Raw genomic sequence first — 16679 nt, forward strand, 5'->3', positions numbered from 1 at the left:
GGTACTTCCTTCTGCTGTTCGCCGCGACTCGCGCCCACGATCACGACGGCTGAGGGAAGACTAGCGGGTCACCGAGACGATCATCTTTCCGGTGTTGTCGCCGCGGAGGAGCCCGAGGAAGGCGTCCACGCCGTTCTCGATGCCCTCGACGAAGGTCTCGCGGTGCTTCAGCTCGCCGGAGCCGAGCCAGCCGCCGACCTCCTGGACGAACTGGTTCTGCAGGCCGTAGTGGTCGCCGACGAGGACGCCCTGGAGCCGCAGCCGCTTGCCGATGATCATCGCCATGTTGCGCGGGCCGGGGACCGGCTCGGTGTCGTTGTACTGGGCGATCATGCCGCAGATGGTGGCGCGGCCGTGCACGTTGAGCGAGGAGATCGCGGCTTCGAGGTGGTCGCCGCCGACGTTGTCGAAGTAGACGTCGATGCCGTCCGGGGCGGCCTCCCGGAGCTGGTCCTTGACCGGGCCGTTCTTGTAGTTGAAGGCGGCGTCGAAGCCGAGCTCCTCGACGAGGAACTTCACCTTCTCGTCGGAGCCGGCGGAGCCGATGACGCGGGAGGCGCCCTTGAGCCTCGCCATCTGGCCGACCTGGCTGCCGACGGCCCCGGCGGCGCCGGAGACGAAGACGGCGTCGCCCTCCTTGAAGGAGGCGACCTCGAAGAGGCCGGCGTAGGCGGTGAGGCCGGTCATGCCGAGCACGCCCAGGTAGGAGGAGAGGGGGGCGAGCGCCGGGTCGACCTTGGTGGCGCCCTTGGCCGGGACGTCGGCGTACTCGCGCCAGCCGAGGCCGTGCAGGACGTGGTCGCCGACGGCGAAGCCCTCCGCGTTGGAGGCGACGACCTCGCCGACCGCGCCACCGTCCATGGGGCGGTCGAGCTCGAAGGGCGGAATGTACGACTTGACGTCGTTCATCCTGCCGCGCATGTAGGGGTCCACGGAGAAGTGCAGGTTGCGCACGAGGATGCGGCCCTCGGCGGGCTCGGCGACCGGGGTCTCGCGCAGGGCGAAGTCCGCGGGGACGGGCCAGCCGTGCGGACGGGCGACGAGGTGCCACTCACGGCTGGACACGGGAAGAACGGACATGAGCACGGCCTCCAGAAAAGCTTTGGATCACAAAAGGTTCACTACCTCAAACAACCATGCTCCTGGATATTTCATGTTGTCAAGTATCTGGGTAGACTGACCCCCATGGCCACCTCACGCACGGACCCGCTGACCCTCGAAGTCGTCGAGCTGATCGGCACGGTCGTGGCGCGCTACTACGAGGAGTACGAGCAGGCGGCCGCGCAGCACGCGCTGACCGGCGCCCAGGCCCGCGTCCTCGGCCTGCTGTCGCTCGACCCGCTGCCGATGCGCCGCATCGCGCAGAAGCTGAAGTGCGAGCCCTCCAACATCACGGGGATCGTCGACCGCCTCGAGGCGCGCGGCCTGGTGGAGCGCCACCCCGATCCGGACGACCGGCGCGTCAAGCTCGCCGTCCCCACCGACCAGGGCCGGGAGACCGCGCGGCGGCTGCGCGACTCCCTCGGCTTCGCCCGCGAGCCGCTCGGCGAGCTGTCCGAGACCGAGCGGACCCTGCTGCGGGACCTGCTGAGGCGGATGCTCGGCGAGGGCGTGGCGTAGTCCGCGAACCCGGCCCTACACGCACCACCAGAGGAAGCGGGTACAGGTCGGCGTGGGGCTCGGGGTCGGCGTGCCGCCCGGCGTGGGGCCGCTGGTGGACGGCGAAGGCCCGCCGGGCGTGCCCGAGCCGGTCGGCGACGGGCCGCCCGCCGTCGCGGACGGCGTCGCGGTGGGCGCTGACGGCGAGCCGGAGGCCGTCGGCGCCGGCGCCGGGGCGCCGCCGCCCCCCTGCCCCGTACCGGAGCCCGGCCCCGCACCCGCGCCCGGCAGCGATCCCGTACCGGACGCCGAGCCCGACCCCCCTCGGATGCCCGTGCCGGAGCCCGCGCTCACCTGACGGGTACGTGTGGGTCCGGAGGTGGGTGTGCCGGCGACCGGGGACGGGCCCGTGCCGTCCGGCGGCTCGGTGCTGTCGAGCGGTTCGGGCGCGAGCGGGGTGGCGGTGACGTCCAGCTCCTCGACGGCCGTCGCCGCGCCGTCCTCCGGCGGCTGCTCCAGGGCGAGCCGGGCCAGGCTCAGCGTGCCGGCCGCGAGGACCAGACCCACCGTCCCGACCAGGACCGTACGGCCCCGCCGCGACCGGGCCCGGCGTCCCCCGCGCGCGGGGGTACGGCCCCGCTCCGCGTGGTCCCGTTCGGCGGCGCGAGCGGCCCGGCGCCCGCCCGCGGCCGGTCGCGGCGGCTCGAGGACGTCCAGTTCGTAGACGTGCTCGGGCGCGGGCGCGTCCGGCTCGGTGTGAGCGAGGCCGGCGGACGCGGGGTCGGCGCGAGCGAAGTCGGTGGACGCGGGGTCGGTGGGCGCATGGCCGGCGTACGTGTGGTCGCCGTATCCCGGGTCGCCGTATCCCGGGTCGGCATAAGCCGGGTCGGCGTACACGGGGTCGGCGTACGCGAAGTCCGGGGTGCGGACCTGCGGATAGGCCGACGTGGGGGCCGGCGGGTAGGCCGACGTGGGGGCCGGCGGGTGGGCCGGTATGTGGGGGGGCTCGTACCGCAGTTCCTCGACGGGAGTCCCGCACCCGGCACAGGCGAGGGCCCCGTTGAGATGCCGCCGGCACGCGTGGCAGTAGTCCATGGGGCCCGCAGGCTATGCGGCCGGGTGCGGCGGCAGGGAGGCGGGTACGTGAGGATCCTGTGAGGAAACCGCAGGTCGTCGGCGGTGCGTCGTGATTCTCCCGCTTCGGGAAGGATCGCCTCCGGTCCGTCCTCACCCCTACCGGATCCTCCGTCACCGCCCGCGCCCGGCGCCCCGGGCGGCGCAGCCCAGCGCGCGCCGCGCCCCGGACGGCCGGACGATGCGAACAGGAACGCGAAACGCGAACCACCTCGCCCGTGCCAGCACCGCACTCCGGAGGATCCGCCATGACCGTCAGCCTTGAGCAGCTGCGTCGTTGCCATGTCGCCGTCGACCTGGGTGCCGCCCGCACCCGGGTCTTCGTCAAGGGCACCGGACTCGTCGTCGACGAGCCGAGCGTCGCCGCCGTCAACACCCGCACCGGAGCGCTGATCGCCGTCGGCGCGCTGGCGGAGAAGATGACCGGCCGCACCCCCGACTACATCCGGGTCGTCCGCCCGGTCTCGGGCGGCACGGTCGTCGACATCGAGATGGCTCAGCGGATGCTCCGTCACCTCCTCGGCGAGAAGCTGCGCCGGCAGCTGCGCCGCAAGCCCCGGCTGCGCGCGGCCGCGTGCACCCCGCACGACAGCGACCCGCTGGCGCAGCGGGCCGCCGTGGAGACCCTCGTCGGTCTCGGGGCGCGCCGGGTCGAGCTGGTCGACACCCTGATCGCGGCGGCGGTGGGCTGCGGCCTTCCGGTCGAGCAGCCGACCGCGACCATGATCATGGTGTGCGGGGCGGCGACGACGCAGGTCGCGGTGCTCTCGCTCGGGGCGATCGTGACGGCCGAGCGGATGCCGGTCGGCGGGGACGCCATCGACCACGCCGTCATCCAGCACCTGCGTCACCACCACGAGCTGATGCTGCCGAGCCAGTCGGTCAGACCGCTGCAACTCGCCCTGAGCGGCAACGGCCTGACCACCCACGGCCCGGCCTGGACCGAGATCCACGGCCGGGACGTCGCGACGGGCCTGGCGCGTTCGGTGACCGTCGACACCGCCGCCGTGCGGGAGGCGATCCACACGCCGTTGACGGCGGTCCTCGACGGCATCGGGAAGGTGCTGCGCGACTGCCCGCCGGACCTGGTGGCCGACCTCGCGGACCGCGGGATCATGATGGTCGGCGGCAGCGCGCTGCTGCCGGGCCTCGACCAGATGCTGCGCGAGGCCACCGGGATGCCGGTGCACATCGCCGAACGGCCGGACGTGTGCGCGGTCCTGGGGCTGGGCGCGATGCTGGAGGGCAAGGTCCAGCCGATGATCCTCGACCCGTTGGCGGAGCGGAACCCGCTCGCCGACGAGGACTGAGCCCGCACTCTCACGGCCGTACGCAAACCAGCCAAACCGTATGATTCGTACGACAATGAGACCATGACGATCATGGGCGAGGACACGGACGAGGACGCTCCCCCGGGTCCGGACGGGACCCCTCCCGAAAATCCCGGTCCGGGCTCGGGCACGGACCGGGACGAGGACCCGGACCGGTACGAGGGCACGGACCCGGACCCGGACGAGGGCACGCCCCGCCTTCCCATGCTGCTCGAAGCGGTCCTCGGCGTCGGCACGGATCTCGAACTCCGCACCACCCTCCAGCACATCGTGGACTCCGCCACCGAGCTGACCGGGGCCCGCTACGGGGCGCTCGGGGTCGTCGACCCCGAGCGCCACCGGCTCACCGAACTCTTCACCTCCGGCATGACCGACGAGGAGCGGCAGCGCATCGGCCGGCTCCCCGACGGCCGCACCGGACTCGTCGGCGTCCTCGTCCAGGACCCGCAGCCGCTCCGGCTCGACGACCTGACGGCCGACCCGCGCTCGGCCGGCGTGCCCGAGGGCCACCCGGAGATGCACACCTTCCTCGGTGTCCCGATCCGGGTCCACACCGAGGTGTTCGGCAACCTGTACCTCACCGAGAAGCGGGCGGGCGGCTTCACCGAGGAGGACCTCGCCCTGCTCCGGGTGCTCGCGTCCCAGGCGGGCATCGCGATCGGCAACGCCCGCCTGTACGAGACCGCACGGCAGCGGGAGCGCTGGATCGAGGGGGCGGCGGCCGTGACCACGGCCCTGCTCACCGGCGAGTCCGCCGAGGACGCCCTGATGACCGTCGCCGAACAGGCCCGCGTCCTCGCCGGCGCCTCGGCCGGTGTGGTCCTCCAGCCCACCGCCGAGGGCGGGATGGAGATCGTCGCCGCCTCCACCACCGACGACCCGGGCGACCTGGTCGGCACGACGATCGTGCCCGGCTCCCCCGTCCTCGTCCAGCTCCTCGGCGGGGAGCCCGTCTTCGTCGAGGACTCGGCGACCGATCCGCGCATGACCACCGCGGTCCGGTCCCGCTTCGGCCCGTCGATGATGCTGCCGTTGCAGAGCGGCGGGAGGCTCATCGGCACCCTCGCCCTGCCCCGGCGGCGCGGCGACCCGCCGTACTCGGCGGTGGACCGGCTCCTCGCCTCCCAGTTCGCCTCGCAGGCGGCGCTCGCGCTGGTCCTCGCGGACGCGCGCCACGACCGCGAGCGGCTCGCCGTGTTCGAGGACCGGGACCGGATCGCGCGCGACCTCCACGACCTCGTCGTCCAGCGGCTGTTCGCCACCGAGATGATGCTGGAGTCGACCCGCCGCCGCGCGTCCGGCTCGTCCGACGAGGACGCGCTGCTCGGCCGGGCCGTCGACGAGCTGGACTCGACGATCCAGGAGGTCCGCACGACCATCTTCGCCCTCCAGCAGCCTCCCGCCGACGCACCCGCCTCCTTCCGGGGCCGCGTCCTGCGCGAGACCGGCGGCGCCGCGGTCCTCCTCGGCTTCCAGCCGTCCGTCCACTTCTCCGGCACCGTCGACACCCTCGCCGAGGACGACCAGGCGGCGGGACTCCTCTCCGCCCTGCGCGGCGCGCTCGCCGCCGTCCACCGCCGCTCCGGCGTCACCGCCGTCACCGTCGAGGTCTCGGCCGGGTCCGACGGCCTCCGCCTGCGGGTCGACGACGACGGCACCCCGCCGACCATCGTGACCTGGCCTTGAGGGGCACCCGTACGGAGCAGTCCCGCGCGCCGGGCCCCTCCTACCGATCTTGACTGATGGGGTGACCACCGAGACGAAGCCCCCCACCGCGGCTGCCTACCGCAACCTGGTGATGGCCACCATCGGCTTCACGCTGACGTTCTGGGCGTGGAACCTGATCGCACCGCTCGCGAGCTGGTACGGCGACCGGCTCGAACTCAGCTCGTTCCAGCAGTCGTTCCTCGTCGCCGTGCCGGTCCTGGTCGGCTCGGTCGGCCGGGTCCCCGCCGGTGCCCTCACCGACCGGTACGGGGCGAAGCGGATGTTCCCGCTCGTCTCGGCGCTGACCATCGTCCCCGTGCTGCTGCTGACCGTGGTGAAGGACACCTACGGCCTGCTGCTGGTCGTCGCCTTCCTCCTCGGCCTGGGCGGGACGACCTTCGCGATCGGCATCCCGCTGGTGAACTCGTGGTTCCCGCCGGCCAAGCGGGGCCTGGCCCTCGGCGTGTTCGGCATGGGCATGGGCGGCGTGGCGCTCTCCGGCTACTTCACGCCCCGGATCGCCAAGCACGGGGAGAACCTGCCGTTCTTCGTGGTGGCGATCGCGCTGGCCGCGTACGCGGTCCTCGCCTCCTTCCTCATCAGCGACCGGCCCGACCGGCCGGTGCCCACCGCCTCCCTGGCGACCCGGCTGGGCTCGGCGGCGCGGCTGCGTGTGACGTGGGAGCTGTCCGCGCTGTACGCGATCGGCTTCGGCGGCATCGTGGCGTTCGGCGTCTACCTGCCGACGTACCTGAAGACCTGGTACGAGCTGGACCCGACGGACGCGGGCACCAAGGCGGCGGGGTTCGCCCTGGTCACCGTGGTCTTCCGGCCGATCGGCGGCTGGCTCTCGGACCGCTTGCACCCGGCGCTCGTGACGGCCGGCGCGCTCGGCACGGCCGCCCTGTTCGCGATCGTCCAGGCCTTCGACCCGCCGCTGTACCCGGGCGGCACGATCGCCCTGCTCGTCATGGCGGCCGGCCTGGGCACGGCGAGCGGTTCGGTCTTCGCCCTCGTCTCCCAGGTCACCCCGCAGGCCCAGGTGGGCAGCGTGACCGGCATCGTCGGTGCGATGGGCGGCCTGGGCGGCTTCGTGCCGCCGCTGGTGATGGGCGCGATCTACAGCGCCAAGGACTCCTACTCCATCGGCTTCATGCTCCTGTCCGATCTCGCCCTCGCGGGCTGCGTCTACGCCTACGGCCGCATGCGCGGCATCCGCCCCGGCGGTGAGGAACCCGAGCCGGAGGCGACGAAGGTCACGGCCGCGCGGCCCTGACGCCCCGGCAGAATGCCTCCCGGCGACCTACGCCCTCGACGACCCGAGGAGTTCGACCGGTGAGTGCCCTCCTTCCCGCCTTGACGGACCCTTCCGACCGGCCCGCCCTGCGCTTCGGCGCGGCGAGCCTGACGTACGGCGAACTGGCGCGGGCCGCCGGAGCCCTGGCGGCGCGGGTGAGGGGCGAGGAGCGGGTCGCGGTCTGGGCCACGCCGACCGCGCACACCGTGGTCGGCGTGGTCGGCGCGCTCCTCGCGGGCGTGGCCGTCGTACCGCTGAATCCGAGGACCGGGGAACGGGAGCTGGCTCACATCCTGGGCGACAGCGCCCCGGGCGCGGTGCTCGCGGAGCCCGGGGCCGAGCTGCCGGCGGGGCTCGCGGGGACACCGCGGATCGAGGTGGAGCTCGGCGGGGTGGCGGGTCCGCCGGTGGCGGAGCCGGACGACCCCGAGGCCACCGCCCTCGTCGTCTACACGTCCGGCACCACCGGCCCTCCGAAGGGCGTCCTGCTGTCCCGCCGGGCGGTGGCCGCGTCCCTGGACGCGCTGGCCGACGCCTGGTCGTGGACGGCGGACGACGTCCTGGTGCACGCGCTGCCGCTGTTCCACGTCCACGGGCTGGTCCTCGGCGTGCTGGGGCCGCTGCGACGGGGCGGGGAGGTGCGGCACCTGGGCGCGTTCTCGGTGGAGGGCGTGGCCCGGGAGCTGGGGGACGGCGGCGGAACGATGCTGTTCGGCGTGCCCACGATGTACCACCGGGTGGCGGACTCGCTCGGCGGGGACGCCTCCCTGGCGGCGGCGCTGGCGGGTGCCCGGCTGCTCGTCTCCGGTTCGGCGGCGCTTCCGGTGCACGACCACCGGCGGATCGCGGCGGCGACGGGCCGGACGGTGGTGGAGCGGTACGGGATGACCGAGACGCTCATGATCACCAGCGTGCTGCCGGGCGGCGAGCCGCGGCCCGGGACGGTCGGGGTGCCGCTCGCGGGGGTGGAGCTGCGGCTGGTGGACGAGGACGGCTCCGTGCTGCCGGAGCTCGACGGGGAGACCGTCGGGGAGGTGCAGGTGCGCGGTCGGAACCTGTTCTCCGGCTACCTCGGCCGGCCGGACGCGACGGCGGCGGCGTTCGACGGCGACTGGTTCCGGACCGGCGACATGGCGGTCCGCGAGGCCGACGGCACGGTGCGGCTCGTGGGCCGCAAGGCGACCGACCTGATCAAGAGCGGCGGTTACAAGATCGGGGCGGGCGAGATCGAGAACGCGCTCCTCGACCACCCGGGCGTGCGCGAGGCCGCCGTCACCGGCGAGCCCGACCCGGACCTGGGCGAGCGGATCGTCGCCTGGGTGGTGCCCGAGGACGCGGAGAAGCCCCCGGCGGAGTCCGAGCTCGCCGACCACGTGGCACGCCTCCTCGCCCCGCACAAGCGGCCCCGGGTGGTGCGCTACCTGGACGCGCTCCCCCGCAACGACATGGGCAAGGTCCTGAAGAAGGAGCTGCCGGACGCCCGCTGAACCGGCCGGGGCCGGGGTCCCGTCGGACAAGCCGGGGCCGGGGCCGTCGGACCCGCGAAGGCCGGGCACCCGGCGGCCGTACGAAAGCCGGGCCCCCTCCCCGTGGGGAGCGGGCCCGGCCCCGGTCGTACCGGCTACTTCACGCCGACCGCGCGGATCACCTCCTGCGTGACGGAACCGCCCCGGTCGTCGCCGGCGCCGGCCCGCAGGGAGACGGAGGAGACGCCGGACGGGACGCGCAGTTCGCCGGTCCAGGAGGCGCCGCGGGACGCCTTCCTGAGCGCGACCTTCGTCCAGGTCGTGCCCTCGTCGTAGGAGACCTCCAGGGTGCCGGTGCCGATGGTGCCGGTGCCGGTGGCGCCCTTCACGTACTCGGCGGAGATGCCGACGGGGAGCCGGCCGCCGGCGCGGACGTCGCCGTGGAGGTCGGTGTCGAGGTCGAAGCCGAGGTTGAGCATCGGCAGGTAGGTGATCCGGTCGTCGGGGGTCTCGGCGGAGCGGAACGTCCACTCGCTGTGGCCCTTGGTGCCGAGCCTCCAGCGGGCCGGGTCGAGGGCGGTGTCGGTGACGAACAGGGCCTTGGCGCCCGCGTCCTGGGCGGCCTGGGCGAGCTGCTTCGGGTCGGCGCCCTCGGTGAGCCGGACGAGGACGGCCCTGCCGGTGGCGGCCTTGCCCGCGTACTCGGCGGGCGTACCGGTGCCCGCGTCGACGAGGCCGAGGCGGTGGCGGCCCTCCAGGAGCGTGCCGCCGCCCTGCGGGGTGGCGCCCGCGAGGCGGACGCCGTCGACGGTCGCCTCCAGGAGCGGCTTGCCGAGGCGCCATACGGTCCGGTACTCGAAGGTGCCGGTGGCGGGCTCGCGGGTGGGCGCGGCGAAGATCGAGTCGTAGGTGATCGGGACCTGGACGGCTCCGCCGTAGGAGGCGCCGTTCGCCTCGCGGTCGAACTCCATGAGGAGCTGGCGGGTCTCGGTGCGCTTCTCGACCTCGGCGCGGATCTCCCGCAGCCGCCGTCCGTCGAGGGTGATCTCGCGGTCGCGGTCGAGGACGATCTCCGGTTCGGTGAGGAAGCCGAGGCCGAGGGAGTCCTCGCCGCGCGAGCCGCGCACGTCGAGGAAGGTGTCGACGGTGTACGTGCCGGGCTTCAGGCGCAGTTCGAGGGTGCCGGACTCGCCGACGGCGGCCGGGAAGGGGTCCACGCCCTCGGTGAGCCGCTGCACGCCCAGGTAGGCGGGGGTGGGGGCGCCGTCGCGGTCCTTGACGTGGACGGTGAGGGTGTAGCGCTCCTCCTCCTTCACGAGGCCGAGCGCGGTGTGCGCGACGGGCGCGCCCCCGACGGTGGCGGTGACCCGGCCGGAGGAGACCCCGACGGGGGCTGCCGTGCCGTCGCCGGTGACGGTGGTGGACGCGGAGCCGTGGGCCGGGACGGTGAGGGCGGTGTCGGCGAGGGTCGCGACGCCGGCGGGCATGCCCTCGACGGCGAGGTTCACCTCGACCGGGTCGTCGGAAGAGTTGGAGTAGGTGACGGTCCTGGTGACCGGCTTGTTCTCCTCGTGGGGCCAGGAGGCGAAGCCGAGGTCCGCGGAGCCGGTGGCGGTGATGTGCGCGGCGAGGGCGGCGGCCACGTCGACGCGGCCGGCGCCGAGCTCGTACGCGGTGGCGTCGAGCGTCTTCGACGAGGACATCAGCGCGTCCTTGAGCCGGGCACCGGTCCAGTCGGGGTGCTTCTCGGCGAGCAGCGCGGCGACGCCGGCGACGTGCGGGGTCGCCATCGACGTACCGCTCGTGACTCCTCCCCCTCATGAATGAGGGGGCTCTTCGCTATGCCGGGTTGGCGTCGCGACGGACCAGCCCGGCCCGTAGAACGTTGAGAGCGCCCACCGTGTCCGCGTGTGCCTGGTGGTCGCACGAGACGCAGTGGAACTTCTCCTGTCCTGTATGGGCCGGTTCTCCTTGGCGGTGTGCCCGCATTCGGGGCGCGTCCGGGAGGTGTTGCGGGGGTCCACGGCGATCACTTCCCTACCGGCGCTTTCAGCCTTGCTGGTGAGGATCGCGAGGAACACCCCCCATCCGGCATCGCTGATCGAGCGGTTGAGCCCGGCCTTCGCGGCAGCCCCGTTCGGCAGGAATCCGCCCGGCGTCTCGGGGTCGGGCTTCGGCGCGGGAGCCTTGACCATGTTGCGGATCTTGAGGTCTTCGTGCGCGATGAAGTCGTGCTCCCGCACGAGGTCGAGCGCGGTTTTGTGCGCGTGGTCGAGGCGCTGTCGGCGGACCTTGCGGTGTAGGTCGGCAACCTTCTGGACGGCACGGCGGTGGTTGGCGGTGCGCTTGTCGCGGCGAACACGCGGGAACCGGGCGAGGGCCTGCTGCGCGGCTTCGAGCTTCGCGGCGGCCTTCCGGCCGTGGTGGGGGTTGGCGACATGCTCGCCGTGGGAGGTGGTCAGGAACGAGGCTATGCCCAGGTCGATACCGACCACGCAGCCGGTCGCGGGCAGCGGCTCGGGGGCGGACTGTTCGGCAGTCAGGACGACGTACCAGCGTCTGCCTTCACGCTTGACACTGACGGTCTTGACCTTGCCGATCACGCGGCGGTGCTGGTTGACCTTGACGTGCCCGACGCCCTGGAAACGGACGCGGGGGACCGGGTCATGCGGAGTGGAGTCCCAGCGGCAGCCGTCCCCGTCCTTGGGGAAGTCCACCGTGTCGAACCAGTTGACGCCCCGGAAACGCGGGTAGCCCGGAGTGTCGCCGGCCTTGATCCGGCGGAAGAACGCCGTAAACGCCTTGTCAAGACGGCGCAAGGTCGCCTGCTGCGACGAGAACGACCAGCGGCCCTGACGCTCCGGGTCAAACGCCCGGATGTCCTTGAGCTGGGCGGACTGCTGCCCGTACTTGACGCCCTTCTTGGAGCCGTGCCGGTAGGCGTCACGACGCTCCTGCAACGCCCCGTTGTACATCGAGCAGTGATCGCGCAGCATCTCGCCCAGCGCGACCCGCTGACCCACGGTGGGCCGCATCAGGAACTTGTACGCACGAATCACCCAGGCCCACCCCCTCACCACCACCCTAGAACCGGCCACCGACAGCAACGAACCTCCTGGCGACAAGTCGCCACCTGTCGAGGATCACCCCGCCAGCCCGGTCACCAGCCCGAAGGAGGTCAGCACCTGATACCCGCGCGCCGAGTGCACCGGCCAGATCGCCGCTGCCCGTCATCCGGCAGTACATCGAAGGCCCATGGCGACCAACCGCCAGGTCAGGAGGGTAGGTTCGGGGCGAAACCCGCCCGAAGCCTCACGGAGTGGGGTCGAGCGCGTCGTAGCGCCGGAATCCCTTTCCGTACAGGGCGAGGACGCCGATCGCGAGGACGCAGGCGATCCCGCCGCCCGTGAGGGCCACGGCCGGGGAGGTCAGGTCGGCGACGGAGCCCGCGAGGAAGTCCCCGAGGCGGGGCCCGCCCGCGACGACCACGATGAAGACGCCTTGGAGCCGGCCGCGCATCTCGTCCGGCGCCGCGACCTGCATCATCGTGTTGCGGAAGATCATCGAGACGGTGTCGGAGTAACCGGCGAGGGCCAGCAGGAGCAGGCCGAGCCAGAGGTTCCGGGTCAGGCCGAAGACGGCGATCGCGGTGCCCCAGCAGGCCACCGCGATGAGGATCGCCTGGCCGTGGTGGCGGATGCGGCCCTGCCAGCCGGAGAGGACGCCGCCGAGGAGCGCGCCGAACGCGGGCGCGGCGACCAGGAGTCCGGTGGTCTTCGCGTCACCGCCGTACCAGAGGACGGCGACGGCGGGGAACAGTGCGCGGGGGTGGGCGAGGATCATCGCGCAGAAGTCCGAGAAGAACGTCATGCGCAGGTTGGGGCGGGTGGCGAGGAACCGCAGCCCGTCGAGGACCGAGGCCCGCTTGCTCCCCTTCCGGTCCGGCAGCATCGACGGCAGCCGCCACATCGCGTACAGGCTCGCGGAGAAGGCGACGGCGTCCACGAGGTACGCGGCCTGGTAGCCGGCGAGCCCGACGATCAGGCCGCCGAGGCTGGGGCCGACGAGCGTTCCGAAGGTCATGACCATCGAGTTGAGCGCGTTGGCGGCGCGCAGCTGCTCCGGCGGCAGGAGCCGGGGGATCATCGACGTGCGGGCGGGCGAGTTGAGCGCGGCGCACACGGCCTGGAGGGCGACGATCCCGTACAGGAACCAGACCCGGTGGAAGCCGGCGAACGCGGCACCGGCGAGCGCGATCGAGAGGACGGCCGACCCGCAGGCGCTGACGAGGCCGAGCTTCCGCCGGTCGACGGTGTCGGCGATGGCCCCGCCGTACAGGCCGAAGACGACGAGCGGGACGAGCGAGAAGAGCCCGACAAGGCCGACGGAGAACGGCGAGCGGGTGATGTCGTACACCTGGAGGGAGACGGCGAGGGCCGTCATGCCCTGCCCGACCCAGGAGACGGTGCTCCCGAACCAGAGGCGGCGGTAGTGGGCGGAGGTCCGCAGCGGGGTGAGGTCGGCGAAGACCCGGCGGCGTGCCTGCTGTTCCTTCTGTTCCTCGGCAGTGGTCACGCGACGTCGTACCGCAGTTCGGGGCGTTCCCAGTGGATCCGTCCGGTGGGCGGGACGGATCCGGTGCGGACGGCGCCCGTCCGCAGGTAGAACTCCTCGGCGGGCGGGTGCGCCACGACCCGTACGGCGGCGAGTCCGGCGCCCTTCGCCTGCGCGGCCATGTGCTCCATCAGCAGCCGCCCGATCCCGAGCCCCTGGGCCGCGTCCGCGACGAACGCGAGGTCGAGCTCCGCCTCGTCGACGAGCAGCGCGTAGAACCCGAGGACGCGGTCGGTCCCGTCGACGGCGACGAAGACCGGGTGGTGCTCGATGTACGCGCCGCCCACCTGGTAGCCGTCGACCATGGCGGCGTAGTCCCCGCGATAGGCACGGGAGCCCCGGACGAGCCGGGTGAGCCGGCGGGAGTCGTCGGCGGTGGCACGCCGGATGGTGATGTCGGACATGGAGTGAGTATAGGACCGGCCTGGGGTGATGATCCTTACAAATGAGCGAACCCCTCACCGGGGGCGAACGGGATCCGAAGATCGCACAGATCACTACTATATGCCATCGTGCAATCGCTAAGCGTGACGGACGGCATGCCCCCCGGCCTCCCCGACGACGCCGTCGTGGCGTCCCGGGCCGCCTCCGAGCCCGTGTTCGGCATCGACCCGCGCCCGGCCGGCCCGCCGTCCGCCCGCGTCCGCGAGCGGACGTGAGCACACCCGCCCCCGACCCGCACGCCCTCCCCCGCCCGCACCCCGCACCCGGCCCGTACGCCCCCGTCCGCGCCGTCTCCCCGTCCGCGTCCGTTCCCGAGCGCGTCGACTACGTCGATCCCGGGGACCGGGTGGTGGCGCAGGGGCGGCGGACCGCCGAGGCGCCGGACGGGCTGCTGCGCCGGTACGCGGCGACCGTCTGCACCGACCACGCCGGGCGGGTCCTGCTCTACCGGCGGACCGCCTCGGCCCGGGCCTACCCCGGCCACTACGACGTGCTGGTCGGCGGGGCGGTGCGGACCGGCGAGGAGTACCGGGCGGCCGCGCTGCGCGAGCTCCGGGAGGAGCTGGGCTGGGCGGCGGCGCCCGGCCTCGCCGAGGCCTACCGGGTACGCGTCGACGATCCGCACGGCGCCTGCTTCCTGACGGTGCACCACTGGGTCGCGGACCGCGCGCCGCGGCCCGATCCGCGCGAGATCGCCTGGTGCGGCTTCGTCGCCCCGCCGGCGGTCGCGACCGGCGGCTACACCCCGCTGGTCCCGGCCGGAGCCGAGGCCGTCCGGCGCCTCTTCCGCCTCTGAACCACGCCCTCACTCCCCGTACGACACCGAAGAAGGACCCTCCATGCCCCTGTCCGCGTCCTGCGCGCCGCCCTTGACCGGCGCCTCCCTCGCCGTCCCGGGCCCGCTGCCCCGCCCGACGACGCCGCGGGGCTCCCTCGACCGCGCCCGGGCACGCCTCGCCACCCGGCTCCTCGCGGCCGCCGGGCCGCACGGGCTGCTCCGGGCGCCGTGCGACAGCCGGCTCCTGGAGACCGCGCTCGCCCTGCGACTGCTCACGGTGACGGGGGTGGACCCGGACGCCCAGGAGCGGCTCGCCCGCCGGCTGAAGACCGCCCTCGACGAGGGCGCGTCCGACCCGCTGCAGGAGGCGGCGGCCCGTGCGGCGCTCGGCGAGTACGTGGACGGGCCGGCCGCCCTGACCCGGCTGCTCGGCGGCTTCGACCACTTCACGGCGGGCCGCAAGCGGCTGATGTTCCAGACGGTCCTGGCGGAGCTGGGGGCCCATCCGTTCCCCGGACTCCCCTCCCCCGGCGCGGCCTTCGAGGCGCGCGGCCAGCAGCGCTGGCTGGTCACCGAGATGGCCGCTCTGAAGGTCCTGCACGCCTACGGCACCGGCGCCCCGCACCTGATCGGCGAGGACGACTGGCGGGTCCTCGCGCCGTCCTCGCTGCCGGGCCCGCCCCCGTACGGGAACCATCTCGCCCGGATCCTCGCCCTGCTGGCGCTCCGGCTGCGGCCCCGTCACACGACGGCCGTCCGGGCGCGGGCGCGGGAGCTGCGCGACGGGCTGCGGGAGGACGGGGGGCTGCCGTTCATCACGGGCATGGACGTGTTCGCGACGGCGACCGGCGGTCTCGCGCTGGCCGGGGCGGGCGCGCCCGCGCACACGCTGCGGGCGCTGGCCGCGGCCCTGGCGGAGCACCGGAACCCGGACGGGGGCTGGGGTTTCGACCGGGGCGTCGCCCAGAGCGACGTCGACGACACCTCGTACTGCGTGGAGTTCCTGCGGGCGGTGGCCCCGGAGCGGTTCGGCGACGAGGTGGCGGCCGGCGAGCGGTACCTGCTCGCCCGGCAGGGCGGCGACGGCGGGTTCCCGACCTTCGAGCGCGGGACGGCCTCCGAGGTGGCGATAACGGCCGCGGCGGTGAACGCGCTGGCCCCCTCCCCCGCGCACCGGCCCGCCGTGGAGGCGGCGGTCCGGTTCGTGGCGGCGCGGCAGGAGGCCGCCGGGCCGTTCGAGCGCAGCTGGAGCCTGAACGAGAGCAACGCCCTGTTCCGCACGGTCCTCGCCTACGACTCCTTCCTGGCCGCGGCGCCCGGGCATCCGGCCGTGCCCGAGGTCGCGCGGGCGCGGGAGCGGGCCGTGGCCCGGCTCGTGGACACCCAGAACGCGGACGGCGGCTGGGGGCACGTGCCGTCCGATCCGAGCGACCCGATCAGCACGGCGTACGCGCTGATCGCGGTGGCCAGGACACCGGCCTTCCCGCCCGCCCGGGGCGCGACGGAGCGCGCGGTGCGGCACCTCCTGGAGCGGCAGCGGCCGGACGGCGGTTTCGTCTCCCGCCCCGACCAGGCCGGGCCGCGGCCGCTCGCCTACCACGTGCCGCTCCTGACGGACGTCTGCGTGCTGCTCGGCCTGAACCACGCGCGCGCGTCCGCCGCGTCCGCCGACCGCTGACCCGTCCGTCCGTCCGTCCGTCAGGTGAGTGAGGCGGGCGGACGGCGGCGGGGGGTCAGCCGCAGGCGCCGAGGGCGTCCGGGTCGACGGCGTCGAGCCGGACGGCCAGCGCGTCGAGCCGCTCCCGCAGCTCGCGGATCTCGCCGACGTCCAGGCCGGTGGCGGCGGCGATCCGCCGCGGCACGCCGAGGGCCTTCTCGCGCAGGGCGGTCCCGTCGCCGGTGAGGCGCACGGTGACGGACCGCTCGTCCTGGGGGCTGCGCCGCCGCTCGACGTATCCGGCCGCCTCCAGCCGCTTGAGCAGCGGCGACAGGGTCCCGGAGTCGAGCCTCAGCCGCTCGCCGATCCCCTTCACGGGCAGCTCGCGGTGCTCCCAGAGCACGAGCATGACGAGGTACTGGGGATAGGTGAGCCCGAGCTCCTTGAGCGCCTCGCGGTAGACGCCGTTGAAGGCGCGGGTCGCCGCGTGCAGCGAGAAGCAGATCTGGTGGTCGAGCCTGAGGAAGTCCTCGTCCGGGACCGAGTCGAGCGTCTCCATGGCTCCAGGATACGCGAGACCCCTCACACGCGATTAAGTTGTGCACAACTGAATAGTGCGCTATCAATAGAGGGCACCCCACCCCAGGACCGG

The 16679-nt window shown here is 73.7% G+C and carries 13 protein-coding genes and 2 pseudogenes; 8 read left to right on the plus strand and 7 right to left on the minus strand.

Annotated features, from left to right (window positions below; translation table 11 throughout):
- Positions 1-60: 60 nt before the first annotated feature.
- A complete protein-coding gene (locus tag OO54_RS23045; protein WP_033205986.1) occupies positions 61-1080 on the minus strand; it encodes an NADP-dependent oxidoreductase in 1020 nt (339 codons plus the stop codon).
- Positions 1081-1185: 105 nt separating this feature from the next.
- Between OO54_RS23045 and OO54_RS23050 the strand changes: the two genes are divergently transcribed.
- Positions 1186-1620 carry a MarR family winged helix-turn-helix transcriptional regulator gene (locus tag OO54_RS23050; protein ID WP_017239158.1) on the plus strand — a complete coding sequence of 145 codons (435 nt, stop codon included), beginning with the start codon at positions 1186-1188 and terminating at the stop codon, positions 1618-1620.
- 15 nt (positions 1621-1635) lie between these two features.
- On the opposite strand, the gene OO54_RS45115 is transcribed toward OO54_RS23050, so the two are convergent.
- Positions 1636-2694: an SCO2400 family protein gene (locus OO54_RS45115; protein ID WP_051787116.1), complete on the minus strand. Its 1059-nt coding sequence runs from the start codon at positions 2692-2694 to the stop codon at positions 1636-1638.
- 287 nt (positions 2695-2981) lie between these two features.
- Between OO54_RS45115 and mreB the strand changes: the two genes are divergently transcribed.
- The 4 genes from mreB to OO54_RS23075 all read left to right on the plus strand — a co-directional run bounded on the left by mreB (position 2982) and on the right by OO54_RS23075 (position 8555).
- The gene (mreB, locus tag OO54_RS23060; RefSeq protein WP_033205989.1) at positions 2982-4043 is read left to right on the plus strand and encodes a rod shape-determining protein; all 1062 of its coding nucleotides are present in this window, start codon (positions 2982-2984) and stop codon (positions 4041-4043) included.
- Between the two features lie 225 nt (positions 4044-4268).
- Positions 4269-5750 (plus strand): GAF domain-containing sensor histidine kinase, encoded by a 1482-nt coding sequence (locus OO54_RS23065; RefSeq protein WP_033206107.1) that lies wholly within the window; start codon positions 4269-4271, stop codon positions 5748-5750.
- A 112-nt stretch (positions 5751-5862) separates the two neighbouring features.
- Entirely contained in the window at positions 5863-7047 is a 1185-nt protein-coding gene (locus OO54_RS23070; protein ID WP_078905309.1) for a nitrate/nitrite transporter, read from the plus strand.
- 59 nt (positions 7048-7106) lie between these two features.
- Positions 7107-8555, plus strand: a complete 1449-nt coding sequence (locus OO54_RS23075; RefSeq protein WP_033205994.1) for an acyl-CoA synthetase — start codon at positions 7107-7109, stop codon at positions 8553-8555.
- Between the two features lie 134 nt (positions 8556-8689).
- Here OO54_RS23075 and OO54_RS23080 read toward each other — a convergent pair.
- The 4 genes and pseudogenes from OO54_RS23080 to OO54_RS23095 all read right to left on the minus strand — a co-directional run.
- A pseudogene (locus OO54_RS23080) lies at positions 8690-10336 on the minus strand (S8 family serine peptidase); the annotation flags it as partial.
- Between the two features lie 37 nt (positions 10337-10373).
- Positions 10374-11593 (minus strand): annotated as a pseudogene (locus OO54_RS41660) (RNA-guided endonuclease InsQ/TnpB family protein).
- 253 nt (positions 11594-11846) lie between these two features.
- Positions 11847-13109 carry an MFS transporter gene (locus OO54_RS23090; RefSeq protein WP_033205996.1) on the minus strand — a complete coding sequence of 421 codons (1263 nt, stop codon included), beginning with the start codon at positions 13107-13109 and terminating at the stop codon, positions 11847-11849.
- Complete coding sequence (locus OO54_RS23095) at positions 13106-13552, minus strand: GNAT family N-acetyltransferase (protein WP_017239165.1); 447 nt, start codon at positions 13550-13552, stop codon at positions 13106-13108. The genes OO54_RS23090 and OO54_RS23095 overlap by 4 nt, the downstream gene beginning before the upstream one ends.
- A gap of 108 nt (positions 13553-13660) precedes the next feature.
- On the opposite strand from OO54_RS23095, the gene OO54_RS45915 reads away from it, so the two are divergent.
- From OO54_RS45915 to OO54_RS23105, 3 genes are read left to right on the plus strand one after another with little or no spacing between them, the layout of a single operon-like run.
- Positions 13661-13807, plus strand: coding sequence for a hypothetical protein (locus OO54_RS45915; protein ID WP_157856502.1), 147 nt, complete (start codon positions 13661-13663; stop codon positions 13805-13807).
- Positions 13804-14388, plus strand: a complete 585-nt coding sequence (locus tag OO54_RS23100) for an NUDIX domain-containing protein (RefSeq protein WP_234439393.1) — start codon at positions 13804-13806, stop codon at positions 14386-14388. The genes OO54_RS45915 and OO54_RS23100 overlap by 4 nt, the downstream gene beginning before the upstream one ends.
- 43 nt (positions 14389-14431) lie before the next feature.
- Entirely contained in the window at positions 14432-16048 is a 1617-nt protein-coding gene (locus tag OO54_RS23105) for a prenyltransferase/squalene oxidase repeat-containing protein (protein ID WP_033205999.1), read from the plus strand.
- 55 nt (positions 16049-16103) lie between these two features.
- Here OO54_RS23105 and OO54_RS23110 read toward each other — a convergent pair whose 3' ends face one another.
- Complete coding sequence (locus OO54_RS23110) at positions 16104-16586, minus strand: MarR family winged helix-turn-helix transcriptional regulator (protein WP_017239169.1); 483 nt, start codon at positions 16584-16586, stop codon at positions 16104-16106.
- Between the last annotated feature and the right edge of the window lie 93 nt (positions 16587-16679).

Origin of the sequence: Streptomyces wedmorensis (genome assembly GCF_000716445.1) — a bacterium.
Classification (GTDB): Bacteria; Actinomycetota; Actinomycetes; order Streptomycetales; family Streptomycetaceae; genus Streptomyces; species Streptomyces wedmorensis.